Source organism: Exiguobacterium sp. s142, assembly GCF_018618455.1.
Taxonomy (GTDB): domain Bacteria; phylum Bacillota; class Bacilli; order Exiguobacteriales; family Exiguobacteriaceae; genus Exiguobacterium; species Exiguobacterium aurantiacum_A.
Window position 1 is genome coordinate 259,931 of sequence record NZ_JACSMB010000001.1, and the last position, 13,628, is coordinate 273,558.

Annotated in this window: 14 protein-coding genes; 1 reads left to right on the forward strand and 13 read right to left on the reverse strand. The window is 55.5% G+C overall.

Translation table 11 applies throughout. The features are described 5' to 3' along the window. Positions 1–55: 55 nt before the first annotated feature. From dinG to bshB1, 8 genes are all read right to left on the reverse strand, one after another. A complete protein-coding gene (gene dinG, locus KNP77_RS01325) occupies positions 56–2,923 on the reverse strand; it encodes an ATP-dependent DNA helicase DinG (RefSeq protein ID WP_251138859.1) in 2,868 nt (955 codons plus the stop codon). Between the two features lie 59 nt (positions 2,924–2,982). After that, positions 2,983–3,366, reverse strand: coding sequence for an aspartate 1-decarboxylase (gene panD, locus KNP77_RS01330; protein WP_070327414.1), 384 nt, complete (start codon positions 3,364–3,366; stop codon positions 2,983–2,985). Positions 3,367–3,371: 5 nt separating this feature from the next. After that, positions 3,372–4,202 (reverse strand): pantoate--beta-alanine ligase, encoded by an 831-nt coding sequence (gene panC / locus KNP77_RS01335; RefSeq protein WP_070327415.1) that lies wholly within the window; start codon positions 4,200–4,202, stop codon positions 3,372–3,374. Then, on the reverse strand, positions 4,199–5,035 hold the full coding sequence (panB, locus tag KNP77_RS01340; RefSeq protein WP_070327416.1) for a 3-methyl-2-oxobutanoate hydroxymethyltransferase: 837 nt from the start codon (positions 5,033–5,035) through the stop codon (positions 4,199–4,201). Before panB ends, panC begins: the two co-directional genes overlap by 4 nt. 214 nt (positions 5,036–5,249) lie before the next feature. Then, positions 5,250–6,212, reverse strand: a complete 963-nt coding sequence (locus KNP77_RS01345) for a biotin--[acetyl-CoA-carboxylase] ligase (RefSeq protein WP_131465220.1) — start codon at positions 6,210–6,212, stop codon at positions 5,250–5,252. Next, positions 6,185–7,324 (reverse strand): CCA tRNA nucleotidyltransferase, encoded by a 1,140-nt coding sequence (locus KNP77_RS01350; protein ID WP_214887947.1) that lies wholly within the window; start codon positions 7,322–7,324, stop codon positions 6,185–6,187. Before KNP77_RS01350 ends, KNP77_RS01345 begins: the two co-directional genes overlap by 28 nt. Next, positions 7,321–8,442 (reverse strand): N-acetyl-alpha-D-glucosaminyl L-malate synthase BshA, encoded by a 1,122-nt coding sequence (bshA, locus tag KNP77_RS01355; RefSeq protein ID WP_131489819.1) that lies wholly within the window; start codon positions 8,440–8,442, stop codon positions 7,321–7,323. The genes KNP77_RS01350 and bshA overlap by 4 nt, the downstream gene beginning before the upstream one ends. Continuing rightward, entirely contained in the window at positions 8,439–9,122 is a 684-nt protein-coding gene (bshB1, locus tag KNP77_RS01360) for a bacillithiol biosynthesis deacetylase BshB1 (protein WP_131465226.1), read from the reverse strand. Before bshB1 ends, bshA begins: the two co-directional genes overlap by 4 nt. A gap of 113 nt (positions 9,123–9,235) precedes the next feature. On the opposite strand from bshB1, the gene KNP77_RS01365 reads away from it, so the two are divergent. Beyond that, positions 9,236–10,111, forward strand: coding sequence for a YitT family protein (locus tag KNP77_RS01365; RefSeq protein WP_016509982.1), 876 nt, complete (start codon positions 9,236–9,238; stop codon positions 10,109–10,111). Positions 10,112–10,171: 60 nt separating this feature from the next. Here KNP77_RS01365 and KNP77_RS01370 read toward each other — a convergent pair whose 3' ends face one another. The 5 genes from KNP77_RS01370 to qcrB form a co-directional block, all read right to left on the reverse strand. Beyond that, positions 10,172–10,636: a GreA/GreB family elongation factor gene (locus KNP77_RS01370; protein ID WP_214887950.1), complete on the reverse strand. Its 465-nt coding sequence runs from the start codon at positions 10,634–10,636 to the stop codon at positions 10,172–10,174. A gap of 50 nt (positions 10,637–10,686) precedes the next feature. Then, positions 10,687–11,370 carry a zinc metallopeptidase gene (locus tag KNP77_RS01375; RefSeq protein ID WP_070327422.1) on the reverse strand — a complete coding sequence of 228 codons (684 nt, stop codon included), beginning with the start codon at positions 11,368–11,370 and terminating at the stop codon, positions 10,687–10,689. Positions 11,371–11,408: 38 nt separating this feature from the next. Then, positions 11,409–12,026, reverse strand: a complete 618-nt coding sequence (locus tag KNP77_RS01380; RefSeq protein WP_214887953.1) for a DUF1405 domain-containing protein — start codon at positions 12,024–12,026, stop codon at positions 11,409–11,411. Between the two features lie 88 nt (positions 12,027–12,114). Next, positions 12,115–12,909, reverse strand: a complete 795-nt coding sequence (locus KNP77_RS01385; RefSeq protein ID WP_070327424.1) for a menaquinol-cytochrome c reductase cytochrome b/c subunit — start codon at positions 12,907–12,909, stop codon at positions 12,115–12,117. A 33-nt stretch (positions 12,910–12,942) separates the two neighbouring features. Next, positions 12,943–13,614 carry a menaquinol-cytochrome c reductase cytochrome b subunit gene (qcrB, locus tag KNP77_RS01390; protein ID WP_016509980.1) on the reverse strand — a complete coding sequence of 224 codons (672 nt, stop codon included), beginning with the start codon at positions 13,612–13,614 and terminating at the stop codon, positions 12,943–12,945. Positions 13,615–13,628 lie beyond the last annotated feature (14 nt).

Genomic DNA, 13,628 nt, shown 5'->3' on the forward strand with positions numbered 1-13,628 from the left:
TCCTTCAAAACACTATACCCATCATTATAAAGCGATAATTTCACGCTGCCTAGCGTTATCTCTGATTTCCTAGAGTCGTCTCTTCTTTCTCATCTAAAAACAGTTCGAGCTCGGCCAGTGACGTCTCGAGCGATCCTTCGATCCGGTCGACAGCCGGGAGACTATTGAGAAACTGTTTCCCGTAACGCGTCGTCTCGACACGGCGGTCGAAGACGAAGATAGCGCCGTAATCCTCTTTCGAGCGAATGAGGCGACCGACGCCTTGTTTGAAGCGGATGACCGCTTGCGGAAGTGACAGTTCGAAAAACGACGACTTCCCGGTCGCTTCAATTTTTTCGGACCGCGCCTGAATGACCGGTTGGTCGGGCGGGGCGAACGGGAGACGCACGATGACGAGGCAGGTGAGCGCTTCGCCCGGGATATCGACCCCTTCCCAGAAGCTGGCCGTCCCGAACAAAATCGACTGATCGATTCGTTTGAACTGCTTCGTCAAACGGCTGCGCGAGCCGCCGCTGACGCCTTGGGCAAGCAACGTATACGCGTCGTCTAGCTGATGTCTCACCGCCTCGTGCGTCAAACGTAACAGCTCGTTCGACGTGAACAAGACGAGCATGCGTCCTTTCGTCACGTTGGCAATCCGGGCAATCGAAGCGGCGATTTGATCGACGAAATGCGGTAACGGCACTTCGTTGATCAACGGGATGTCTGACGGGACGAACAATTTCGCCTGTTTCTTGAAGTCAAACGGCGAAGCGAGGACGACCCGTCTCACATCCTGACCGTCGAGACCGAGCCTGCGCTCGATAAAACCGAAGCGACCGGACACGGTCATCGTCGCCGACGTCAAAATCGTCGGCCGTTTCGCAAACAAGCGCTCATGGAGCAACGGTCCGATTTCGACCGGTTGCGTATAGACCGAGGTCAATTTGCGGTTGGCCAAGTTCAACTCGACCCAACTGACAGCGTCATCGTCGCGGGTGAGCATCGTTTCATACAGCACGCTCTCAATCTCCCGCACGTCACCGATGAACGCCTTCAAGTCACCGATCACGGCGCGTTGCTTGAACGTCATATGCTCTTTATGCTCATCGAGAAGACGAAGCATCTGCCGGAGCGACATCCTAAGCGTCCGCAAACGGTTCTCAAGCCGCTTCGCCACTTCACGGATTGGTCGGAACACGTCACCTTCCCGTTCGAAGCGAACGGTTTGCCGTTGATCTTTTTTCTTGCCGAGCGACTGGAGCGCCGTCAACAGGTCGTCTAGTTCGACATCGACTTGGGCTAACGCCTGGTCGGTCTCTTTACTGAACGCTTCCGTCTCTTCGGACACGGACGTCAAGTCGGCAAGTTGCAGCAGCCGGGAATGGAACTTTCCGTCGGCCCCGTAGCCGAACCATTTGAATAAGCGATCGAACTGGATCGCGTCGAACGTGACGCCGAAATGATGCGAGGCGACCTCTTCGACTTGGTGCGCCTCGTCCAAGATGAGCGGCGTGTCGGTCGGGAGAATCCCGGCCTGATGCTGCAGATCCGAGAAGAGCAACGCGTGATTCGTGACGATAATGTCCGCCTCTTTCGAACGCAGGACGGCCCGCGTGAAGAAGTCACGGCTATACCAAGGATCGAAGCGGCCGAAGTCCGTTGCCGCGTCGGCTTGAATGAGCCGTTTGAACGAAGCCGGTCCTTGTGTCGCAGCTCCAGGGAGTGACAACTCTTCCAAGTCCCCTGTCTCCGTCTCGGTCAACCAGACGAGCACCATCGCCTTGCACATCGCCGAGAGCATCCCGTCATTCGTCTCCTCGAGCACCATCTCAAACTTCCGGAGATCGATATAGTTGCGTCTTCCTTTCAAAAGCGTGAACTCGATTTCCGGGAAGATGGCTTTTAAGATCGGCAAGTCCCGGTTGAGCAGCTGTTCTTGTAATTGGATCGTATGCGTGCTGACGACGACCGGGCGTTTCGTCTCAAGGGCGTGATGCGCGCTCGGGATCAAGTAGGCTAACGTCTTGCCTGTGCCGGTCCCGGCCTCGATGAGAAGCGTCGCCTCATCGTCGAGCGCCTTATAGACGTGCCGCATCATCTCGAATTGACTTTGTCTCGGTTCGAATTGGTCGAACAGTGACGGAAGCGTCTCTTCGATCGTCCGATGAAGAAACGGTTCGAACGGTTCGCGCTCGATCGCCGGCTCAAACGAATCAGTCAGGCGACGGAGTGCGATTTTCCGGTGGATATCGTACGTCGTCTCGTCATCTGGCCGAATACCGATCTCGACGATGAGATCATCGAGCAACGGCTCGATGTTGCTCGTCCACGACTCGGACAGACGGCGCAACTGTTTTAGTGTCACGACCGGTAGCGTCCGCAGACGATCGAGTTGTTGAATAAACAACTCCGCGGTCGCCTCGGCGTCGCTGAGGGCGCGGTGCGCGTCCGTGTGCACCAAGTCGAACGTGTCGGCGAGTGACTCGAGCGCGTGGCTTTCAAGTGTCGGATACAAGATGCGCGCGAGTTCGACCGTATCGATGGCCCGCCCTTGGAAAGGTAAATATCCTGCCAGTTCTAAACTCTCATTTAAAAAATTCAAATCAAACGAAACGTTGTGGGCAACGAACACTCGCCCATCTAACATCTTCCAAATATCAGGGATAACGTCTTCAAACGCCGGAGCAGACGCCACATCCTGATCTGTTATCGTCGTCAACTGCGTGATAAAAGGAGGGATTGGACGACTCGGTCGAATCAACGTACTGTAGCGCTCAATCACTTCACTACCTTGTACGACCACCGCCGCGAATTCAATCAGTTCATCGCCGGATTTGACGGAATGACCGGTCGTCTCTAAATCCACTATCACATAAGTGTCCATAACATCCATCCCATCTTCGGCACGCTCGTGCTTTCTGTCTCTTTCTGTCTGTCTCATCTTACCATAGAACGATGCACGAAAAAACGGGGTTGCCTCTAAGGGCATCCCCGCTCTGTTCATAGAATCGTATGTGCGATTTCTTCGTACAACAGTTGATCGACTTCGTTGCGATCGTTCAACACCGCAACTTTCGGACGATGCGATCTCGCCTCTTCAGCCGTCATCTGACCATAGGCCATGATGATGACGACATCGCCGACTTGGAAATGGCGGGCCGCTGCCCCGTTTAGGCAGATGACGCCTGAACCGCGCTCACCCTTGATGACGTATGTCTCAATGCGGGCGCCGTTATGGTTGTTCGTGATGTGGACGTGCTCATTTTCCATAATCCCGACCGCGTCCATCAAATCCTCATCGATCGTAATCGAGCCGACGTAGTGTAAATTCGCCTCGGTCACGGTCGCCTTGTGTAGCTTGGCGTGCATAAATGTTCGAATCATTTGATTCACCCTCTCTTCCAAATCGTATTATCAATCAAGCGGGCGCGTTCAAACTGCACCGCCACTGCAATCAACAGTTCTGTCGACGAGTCTGTCACTTGCGAAAGCGTCGGATAGTCGACTAGTTCGACATAGTCGATCGTACTGTTCGGGATTGCCGACAGCCGTTCGACGAGTCGTTCTTGTACCGACGTGATCGCGTCCCCTTCAGTCAACGCGTCACGCGCCTCGATGAGTGCTCGATTGATGTCGCTCGCGTCAATCCGTTCCGTTTCAGACAAGTAGACGTTACGCGACGACTTGGCGAGTCCCGAGTCCTCACGAATGATCGGACAGCGGATAATCTCGACCGGCACGAAATAGTCCCGGACGTATCCCTCGATCAGTGCGACTTGTTGGGCGTCCTTCAAGCCGAAGTAAGCACGCGTCGGCCGCACCAAGTTGAACAGTTTTGAGACGACCGTCAACACACCGTCAAAATGACCGGGCCGGCTGGCGCCGCATAAGACGTCGGCTCCGGTACGCACCGTCACGCGCGCCATATCGAGCGGATACATCGTCGCGGTATCCGGATAAAATAGTACGTCTACCCCCGCTTCTCGCGCCAACTGTTCGTCCCGTTCAAAATCTCTCGGATAACGATCGAGGTCTTCATTCGGCCCAAATTGGGTCGGATTGACGAAGATGCTCATGACGACGCGATCATTCTCGCGTTTGGCCGCCTCGACGAGACTCAAGTGTCCTTCATGCAGGTAACCCATCGTCGGCACAAAGCCGACGGTCAACCCGTCGGACAGAGTTTCACGTAACGACATCGGATCGGTGACGATCCTCATGCTTTGCCACCGTACAACGTGTCGAGCAGCGTCTCATCCATCGTGAACGTGTGGCGTTCGAGCGGGAACGAGCCGTCTTTCGTCGCTTGGACGTAAGAGCCGATGGCACTCGTCGCGACCGCGTTCACATCGGCGTACGCCTCGACGAATTTCGGGAGACGGTCGACGCCATACTTCAAGACGTCATGGTAGACGAGCACTTGGCCGTCGACGTCGGCACCGGCACCGATCCCGATGACCGGGATGTGAAGCGCTTCGGCGATTTTTTTAGCGAGTTGATGCGGCACGCACTCGAGGACGAGCATTTTCGCCCCAACCCGTTCGGCCTCGAGGCTGTCGTTGATCAGTTGCTCGGCATCCTCAAGCGACTTCCCTTGGACTTTATAGCCTTCGAGCACGCCGACCGACTGTGGCGTGAGCCCGAGATGGGCGACACACGGCATGCCGACTTTCGTCAACCGTTCGATCGTCTCGAGCACTTCACCAGCCCCTTCAAGTTTGATGGCGTCGGCATGTCCGTCTTGGAACAATGTCGCCGCCGCTTGAAGCGTTCGGTCGAAATCACCGTGATACGTCGCGAACGGCATATCGACGACGACGAACGTGTCCTTCGCCCCGCGGCGCACCGCTTTGGCATGGTGGACCATATCATGAATCGTCACCGGGATCGTCGAGTCGTAACCGAGCACGACCATTCCTAGTGAGTCTCCGACGAGAATGATGTCCACTCCCGCCGCTTCGGCCAATTTCGCCGACGGATAATCGTAAGCGGTCAACATGACCAACTTCTCTTCTTGCTTCATCTTTTTCAATAATGAAGTCATCGTATGCATATGCTCTCCTCCTAAATGTGGAGACAGGAAAGGAAAAACGCCTTCTTACACGATTGGCAAGAAGGCGCACGAAAACGAACTCAAGGTTGAGTGTCCTTCTGTCCCTGTCAAAATGATCAAGGCAGACAATTAACTAAAACGACGGTCTGCAATTCCGGTACACTTCTTGCGATAGCGTCCGACACGTTCATTATAGACCACGAATACGTTTCCATCAATCATTCCAGACTGCGATTTCAGCGGAATAGATGGCTTCGACGGCACCATGACGCTCAAGCAGGAGCGCCCCCTGTTCTGAGATGCCGCGCATGATACCGCGTTTAGACTCCCCCGAGGCGGTCAACGTCACTTCTTCATTCAAATAAGCGGCGTGCTCTAGCCAGTTGTCGCGGACCGGGCCGAACCCGGATTCGAGCAACGCGTCATATTCGGTCTCGAGCTCGGCCAATAGATCGGCGAGCACTTCACTGCGTCGTAATGCGACGCCCGTCTCCAATTTGATCGACGTCGCCCGGTGAACCAGGTCAGTCGGGATCGACTCCGTATTGACGTTCAATCCGAAGCCGAGGATGACGGCTTGGATGCGGTCGCCTTCAGTTTGCATCTCGGTCAAAATCCCGCCGATCTTCTTCCCGTTCACGAGAAGGTCGTTCGGCCATTTGATAAATGCCGGGACGCCTTGTTGCCTTAACGACCGGGCGAAAGCGCTCGCCGCCATGAGCGTCAGCTTCGACGCTTCCCGAATCGGCAGCGCCGGACGAAGGATGATACTAGCCGCGATATTGACGTGGCTCGGGTTGTGCCAACTGCGCCCGAGTTGGCCGCGCCCTGCCGTCTGTTCTTCGCTGATGACGAGCGTCCCCTCAAGCGCCCCTTTTTGGGCGAGTTCGTGGGCGATGCGCTGCGTCGTGTCGACTTGGTCGTAGGCGTAGACGTGTTGCCCGAACCGGCCGTGCCGGAACGAGACGAACGCCGGTTCATCGAGCCGGTCCGTCCGTCCGAACAGTTGATACCCTTTACGCGGGATCGTTTCGATGTCGTAACCGTCTTGTTTTAACGTCTCGATGTGTTTCCAAATGGCGGTACGTGAAATATTTAATTGGCGGGCCAATTCCTGTCCGCTCCACACCGCCCCGTCTTGGAGCAAGTTTAAGACCTTTCCTCTCGTTGAAGCCACATGACCGCCTCCTCTCGTAACGTTTGTTCCTCGTTAGCTAACTCGCCGAGGACGACGCGCCGTTCGAGGTCGGCGAGCAAGTGCTTGATCCGTGCGCCGCTCGCCCCGACCTGAAGCGCATCGCGACCGTCGAACCGGAGCTCCCGCCGTGACTGGATCGGGAGCACACGTTTCAAGGCGTCGGACGATTCCGTGCTCCCGGTCATCCGCAAATACGTCTCGAGCGTCGCTTGAGACGTCTCATATACGGTGAACGTATCGAGCCCGGAGTCGAACAGGTTGGCCAATACGCCCGCTTCCCGCTTCAAGGCGTTCGAACGCTTCCATGGCGAGAGCCAACGGATGTCTCCGGCGTGATAGACGAATAGCGCCCAGCCTCCGACCGCGTTGATTGGTGTCCGTCTGTCAGCGATAACACGATGGACGAGCTGTTTGGACACGTCCGGTAAGTACTGATGGATGCCGAGCTCGACGAGGTCGGTCAGCGCTCGGCGGTAAGCAGGTCCCGTCATCAACTTCTCGAACTCGATGGCGATGCGTTCCATCGCGATGTCTTGCAATTTGTGGCCGAGCGTCCTCGCCGCGTTCCGCACATCATCAGCGAGCGTGAAGTCGAGCTGGGACATGAACCGAAACGCGCGCATGATCCGGAGCGCGTCTTCCCCGAACCGTTCGTACGGGCTCCCGACGGTCCGGATAATCCGCGCCTCGAGGTCAAGCCGGCCGCCGAACAAGTCGACGACGTTGCCGTCATGGAACGCCATCGCGTTCATCGTGAAGTCGCGGCGCAACATGTCCTCTTCGAGCGTGACGCCGAGCGAGACGTGGTCGGGGCGTCGCGAGTCCGAATACGTCCCTTCCGAACGGAACGTCGTCACCTCGAACGGATGATGATCGAGGATGACCGTGACCGTCCCGTGATCGATTCCGGTCGGGACCGATTTCGGGAACAGTTTCATGACGTCTTCCGGGAACAACGACGTCGCGATATCGATGTCGTCGGGAAGCGTGCCGCGCACGTAGTCACGAACGGCACCGCCGACGATGTACGCCTCGCCCCCGTGGTCGTTGATTTTTTTTATGATTTGTTTCGCATACTCCCATTCTGTCATCGGCGCACCACCTGTTCGTATAGTCGTTCATATTGCGTGACGATGTCTTTAGACGCGAACTGTCTCGCTTTCACGAGACCGCCGGCACGCAGTTTCGCATGGAGCGCATCGTCGAGCAAGATCGCTTCGAGCGCGGTCGTGGCCGCTGTGACGTCGCCGCGCGCGACGACAAAACCGTCCACTCCGTCCGTGATCACTTCCGGCAAGCCCCCGGCATCGCTGACGACCGATGGGACGCCTGTCGCTAACGCCTCGAGAGCGACGAGACCGAACGCCTCTTTGTCCGACAACAGAAGATGGACGTCGCTGATCGATAACAACGCCGCGACTTGCTCTTGTTTCCCGGCGAAGATGACACTGTCTTCGAGCGCCATCTCGCTCACGAGTCGACGCATCGCCCCCATGAGCGGTCCGTCACCGACGAGGAGCAACTTCTTGCCCGGGACGCTCATCCGCTGGAACGCCTCGAGCACGAGGTCGATCCGCTTCACTTGTCGGAAGTTCGAGATATGGATGACGACGCGGTCGGCTGCTGACAAGCCGTAACGTTCACGGAGCGACGGCTCGGCTTGCGGCTGATAAACCGATTCGTCGATAAAGTTATGGATGACATCGATCTCAAGGCCTGCATCGATCCGCTCAAGCGTCTCGCGCTTCAAACTGTCGGACACGGCCGTGATCGCGTCCGACTGACGTAAACCGTACAGGATCGCCGGTTTCAACTCTTCATCTTCCCCGAGCACCGTAATATCGGTGCCGTGGAGCGTCGAGACGATCGGCGTCTTACTCTCGGCCATCTCGCGTCCGAGCGCGGCACAAACCGCATGGGGCACCGCATAGTGCGCGTGGATGACGTCGAGGCCGAACGCACGGATGACGCTCGCGATCTTCGAGGCGAGCGTGATATCGTACGGAGGATAGCGGAACACCGAGTACTGGTTGATCTCGACTTGGTGGAACGTGATGTTCGGATGATACGCATTCAACCGGAACGGGATGCTCGACGTGATGAAATGGACGTCGTGCCCCCGGTCGGCGAGTTTCATCCCGAGCTCGGTCGCGAGGATGCCTGAACCTCCGACCGACGGATAACAGAGGACTCCGATACGTAGCTTCATGCGAGCTCACCCGCCTGCGTGACGACGTATGGTTTGACGGTCATGAGCCCTTCGGCGTAGTCCGTGCCGATCAAGCTACCGAAGTGACGGTCGCGCGCGACGACGCGGTCGACGTACGCATCGGTCAATGGTGTGTCGACGCCGTCAACTGGTGTGAATTGACTTGCGTATGACGTCAACGCGTCCACTTTTTTATCGAGCGTCGCCGTGATGTCGATGCAGACGTCCGGTCGCACGTGGGCGTTGATCATGTATTGATAGACGCTGTCCGGACGGTAAGCCGGGACGTCGGACATATATTTGCGAATCCCGGCGTTGAACAGCGCCTCTTCGACGAGACGGGCGCACGCCCCGTGGTCGGGATGGCGGTCGACGCCGTACGGATAGAGCAGATGCGTCGGTCGTTCGGTCCGGATCAAGCGGACGAGCGTTTCAATTTGGTCGGCTGTCCCGAGCAGGCCACGGTCAGGGAAACCGAGATTGATGCGACGGACGCCGAGAATTCTATCGGCTGTTGCCGCTTCCTGTGCCCGCGTGACGACATCGCCGTTCGACGACAGTTCGGCCCGCGTCAAATCGACGTACAGGACTGGGATGCGATCACCCGTCCACTGGGCCGTCATGCCGGCGATGCCGATTTCGATATCGTCCGGATGGGCCCCGATTGCTACTATTTTCATAAAAAATCACCTCTTCTGTGAAAAGTATATCGGACTCACTGTCGAATGTCATATGTTCAGGGTAGGCAATCCACAGGTTTTTCGAGTACGCTTATGGATGGGAGGTGAACCACATGACGGTACAATTACCGATTCGGTTTCGCAATATATTCTTTATTCTCATCGGTTCATTCATTTTTGCATTCGGCGTGTTTCATTTTAACGTCCAAAACAACTTGGCCGAAGGCGGTTTCACCGGGATCACGTTGATTCTGCGCGGCTTGTTCGGTTGGTCGCCATCGATCACGAACTTGGCGCTCAATCTGCCGCTCTTCTTCGTCAGCTACAAGCTGCTCGGGCGGACGACGTTCATCTATACGCTCGTCGGGACGTTCAGCTTTTCGCTCTGGTATGGGCTGATCGCTAAGTACTCGAACCTCGTCATCGATTTGACCGATGACATGGTGCTCGCGAGTTTATTCGCAGGTCTGTTCATCGGCGTCGGTCTCGGTATCATTTTCAACAACGGCGGGACGACCGGGGGCATCGATATTATCGCTCGCCTCGTCCAACGTTACGTCGGTTGGTCGATCGGCAAGACGTTCCTCGTGTTCGACTTTTTCGTCATCGTCCTCAGTTTGACTTATCTCGACATCCGCGAGGCGATGTATACGCTCCTTGCCGTCTATATCGGCGCCCGCGTCATCGATTCGATGCAGGAAGGCACATATGCCGGTAAGGCCGCGATGATCATCAGCGACCACCGGACCGCCATCGCCGACGGCATCCACGCGACGATGAACCGCGGGACGACCCGTCTGCTCGCGAAAGGCGGCTATTCGAATAAAGAGCTCGAAGTGATTTACGTCGTCGTCGGACGCAACGAGGTCAACCGCCTCAAGACGATCGTCAAACAGATCGACCCGCACGCTTTCGTCACGTTCCATCACGTATACGAAGTCGGCGGCGAAGGGTTCACGTTCGACGAGAATCGCGTCCCGCTCAAATAAAAAAGACGAACACATCCCTAATTTGGAGATGTGTTCGTCTTTTTTGTGCGGACGCCCTCTCTATCGTTCGATCCGTTTAATTTCAAAGTAAAGGGCACCGCCCGGCGAATCGATACTAGCCGTCTCCCCGACTCGTTTTCCGAGCAAGCCGCTTCCGAGCGGGGACGAGACCGAGATCGTCCCGTTCGCCAAATCAGCCTCGAGCTCACCGACGATCTGATACGTCTCGTCCTCACCGTCCGGCAGTTCCCTGATCCATACCTCCACTCCGAAACCGACGCGATCCGTTGGCGCATCATCCTCGATCATCGCGTCGGCAAGCACGCGCTCGAGTTCAACAATTTTCGCCTCGATGCGCTCCTGTTCCCGGATCGCCTCAAAGTATGTCACGTCTTCTCTAAAGTCACAAAATTTGCGCGCCGTCTTCACTCGTTCGAGCGCCTCGCTCCGACCGTTTCCGCGGAGCGACTCGAGCTGTTCGATGAGACGAAGACGGCCTGACTTCGTCAACTGTGGTTTTGCCATACAATTCCCCTCCTCATACAAAAAAATCCCGTCAGTCGACGGGATCGATTCTATTCATCGCGTGGCATAAAGACGATCAGTGCGAGACGGATCAGTTCGGCAACCGCGACAAGTGTCGCTGCGACATAAGTCCAAGCAGCCGCGTTCAACACTTTACGGGCACCTGACTCTTCCGTCGCGGTCACGATCCCGTGGCTCGTCAGTTCGGCCATGGCGCGTTTCGAGGCGTCAAACTCGACCGGGAGCGTGACGAGTTGGAACAAGACCGCCCCGAGCATCATGACGACACCGAGCTGGGCAAGTCCCATCGCACCTAAGAGGAAACCTCCTATGAGCAGCGGGAACGACAAGTTTGACGTGATGTTCACGACCGGCACGAGCCGATGGCGGACACGCATCATCTTATAGTCCGTCGCGTCTTGGACGACGTGACCGATCTCATGGGCCGCGATCGCTGCCGACGAGATCGTTGATCCTTGATACACTTCGCGCGACAAGCGGACGACTTTATGCGTCGGGTCGTAATGGTCACTCATCAAACCGTCGACCATCTCGATGCGGACATCGTGCACACCGTTTTGTTTCATGATGAAGTCAGCGACTTGAGCGCCGGTGACACCGCTTTGAAGTGGTTGTTGTAAAAACTTTTTGTACGTACTTTTCACTCGCATCTGGGCCCATAACGGGATGAGCATGATCAGCGCGAGATAGAAAATATAGCCACCTAATGACATTTTCTATATCACCTCTGCGTATATTTGATATCTCGATTTTACATTCTTATGAACTTATTATCAAGCGAAGCGCGCAGGATGAGTCGGTATCCCACAAAAAAACATATTCCCGTCAACCAGAACGACCCGTAGCCGATCCACATAATATGCTCGGCGAGCGACGGATAACGCGGCCATTGTCCGAGCACGTAGTCGACGACGTCGTTATGGATGACCCAGATGAGCGTCAAGACGAACGACGACACGGTCCAACGCATGAACGGGGCGTATAGAAACGCCTGGACCGCCATCGCACCGTGAGACAGCATGAGCATGACGGCCATGAGCACGATGAACGTGTCCGCGTCGTCTCCTAGCTTCATGAGGAACAAGACGTTCATGACGACGGCCCAGACCCCGTATTTGATGAGTGTGATGAAGGCGAGTGTCTCGATGAGCGGTGAGTTTTTCTTGAGCAGCCACAGCGCCAGGACGATTGTGAAAAATAGTGACGCCGTCGGGCTGTCCGGTACGAACGGCCAATAGATGAGCGGCGTGTCGCGAAGCTGTGGTTCATACCAGACGTATCCGTAAATCGTGCCGAGCAGATTGACGATGAAGAGGAATGTTAAAACGGCTTTATGTTTTAGAAAGGGAAGCCACATCGTATAGTTCATGAAATCATTCCGTCCTTTTTTTCTTTATTGTAGCTTGCGTGACCGATAAGTAAAAGAGTGTAGCCCATAGGGGACTACACTCGATTGCTTACTGGTTATTTTCGCCGCCTTCACCGTATGAGGCGAGGAACTCGGACATGGCTTGGAGGTCTTCATCCGAACCGTCCCACTGACCGGCCGGCATCGTGCCGACACCGTTGACCGCGATCTCCGCGATCTCTTCAGCCGTGTAGGCCGTTCCGATGAGTCCTGGAGCTGCCGCCCCGCCCTCGAGGTTTTGACCGTGACAGTTCACACAAGACTGGGCTGCATAAATCTCATAGCCAGGTGCGGCTGTATCGATTTCCGGACCTTCACCCGGTACGACTAAGATTCCTTGCTCATGAACTTGATCCCAATGCGTCGTTTGAACAGATTCCCACGTCAAGTACATGATCGAGAGAATCCCGAGCAGCATGAAGCTGATCGCGACCGGTCGTTTGGCCGGCCTGCGCTCGATTCCTTGGTCGAGCCACGGTGCGATCAAGAGCGCCGTGAACGCGACCCCAGGCAAGATGACCGTTCCAAGAAGGATCCAGTCCCCCGCCGCGAATTGATACTTGAGCAATTGATACAAGAACAAGAAATACCAGTCCGGTAACGGAATGTATGACGTGTTCGTTGGATCGGCGATGTTTTGGAGCGGTGCTGCCTCGACGATCGTCAAGGCGATGAATCCGATCAAGAAGACCGAACCGACCATCCACTCTTTAAGCAAGAAGTTCGGCCAGAACGCTTCTGTGCGTCCTGGATATTCAGAATAGTCTTTTGCAATATTTTGTTTCCGATTCCCGATTCCTACTCGAGAGTCGGTTACAAATTTCATCCCTTTACCGCGATGCATATCGTTTCTCCTCCTTTTTGTCTTCGAATCGGCTTATAGCGGTCCAGATATTCCTTGTTTACGAATCATCAGGAAGTGGGCTCCGAGGAGTCCGAACAAGGCCGCCGGTAAGAAGAAGACGTGAATGGCGAAGAAGTTCGTGAGCGTCCGTGCCCCGACGATCTCACCACCGGCGAGAAGGGTCTTGGCGATTCCACCAATGACAGGAACACTTTCGGCAATTTGAAGCGTAACTTTCGTTGCGAACAACGCTTTCATATCCCAAGGTAACAAGTAACCTGTAAGACCGAGCGCCAAGACGACGAAGAACAAGAGGACTCCGACGACCCAGTTGAGTTCGCGTGGTTTCTTATACGACCCGGTGAAGAACACGCGGAGCGTGTGTAAGAACAACATGACGATCGCGACCGATGCGCCCCAATGGTGCATCCCACGAACGATTTGTCCGTGTGCGATTTCGTTCTGTAAGTAATACACTGATGCGTGGGCATTGATGATATCTGGAACGTAGTACATCGTCAAGAACATCCCTGACAGAATTTGAATCACGACCGTGAAAAATGTCAGACCGCCGAAGCAATAAACAAATGCTGAAAAGTGATGGGCAGGGTTGACGTGTTCCGGTACTTCATGGTCAGCGATGTCGCGCCATAACGGCGTGATGTCGACGCGTTCATCGACCCAATCATAAATTTTTTGTAACATCGACTATTTCCCCC

Coding starts and splice junctions, on each gene's coding strand:
- KNP77_RS01380 (WP_214887953.1), bottom strand. CDS start 12,026: ATGAACTATACGATGTGGCTTCCCTTTCTAAAACATAAAGCCGTTTTA.
- bshA (WP_131489819.1), bottom strand. CDS start 8,442: ATGAAGCTACGTATCGGAGTCCTCTGTTATCCGTCGGTCGGAGGTTCA.
- KNP77_RS01370 (WP_214887950.1), bottom strand. CDS start 10,636: ATGGCAAAACCACAGTTGACGAAGTCAGGCCGTCTTCGTCTCATCGAA.
- KNP77_RS01350 (WP_214887947.1), bottom strand. CDS start 7,324: ATGACAGAATGGGAGTATGCGAAACAAATCATAAAAAAAATCAACGAC.
- bshB1 (WP_131465226.1), bottom strand. CDS start 9,122: ATGAAAATAGTAGCAATCGGGGCCCATCCGGACGATATCGAAATCGGC.
- panD (WP_070327414.1), bottom strand. CDS start 3,366: ATGATTCGAACATTTATGCACGCCAAGCTACACAAGGCGACCGTGACC.
- qcrB (WP_016509980.1), bottom strand. CDS start 13,614: ATGTTACAAAAAATTTATGATTGGGTCGATGAACGCGTCGACATCACG.
- KNP77_RS01375 (WP_070327422.1), bottom strand. CDS start 11,370: ATGTCATTAGGTGGCTATATTTTCTATCTCGCGCTGATCATGCTCATC.
- KNP77_RS01365 (WP_016509982.1), top strand. CDS start 9,236: ATGACGGTACAATTACCGATTCGGTTTCGCAATATATTCTTTATTCTC.
- panC (WP_070327415.1), bottom strand. CDS start 4,202: ATGAGGATCGTCACCGATCCGATGTCGTTACGTGAAACTCTGTCCGAC.
- KNP77_RS01385 (WP_070327424.1), bottom strand. CDS start 12,909: ATGCATCGCGGTAAAGGGATGAAATTTGTAACCGACTCTCGAGTAGGA.
- dinG (WP_251138859.1), bottom strand. CDS start 2,923: ATGAGACAGACAGAAAGAGACAGAAAGCACGAGCGTGCCGAAGATGGG.
- panB (WP_070327416.1), bottom strand. CDS start 5,035: ATGCATACGATGACTTCATTATTGAAAAAGATGAAGCAAGAAGAGAAG.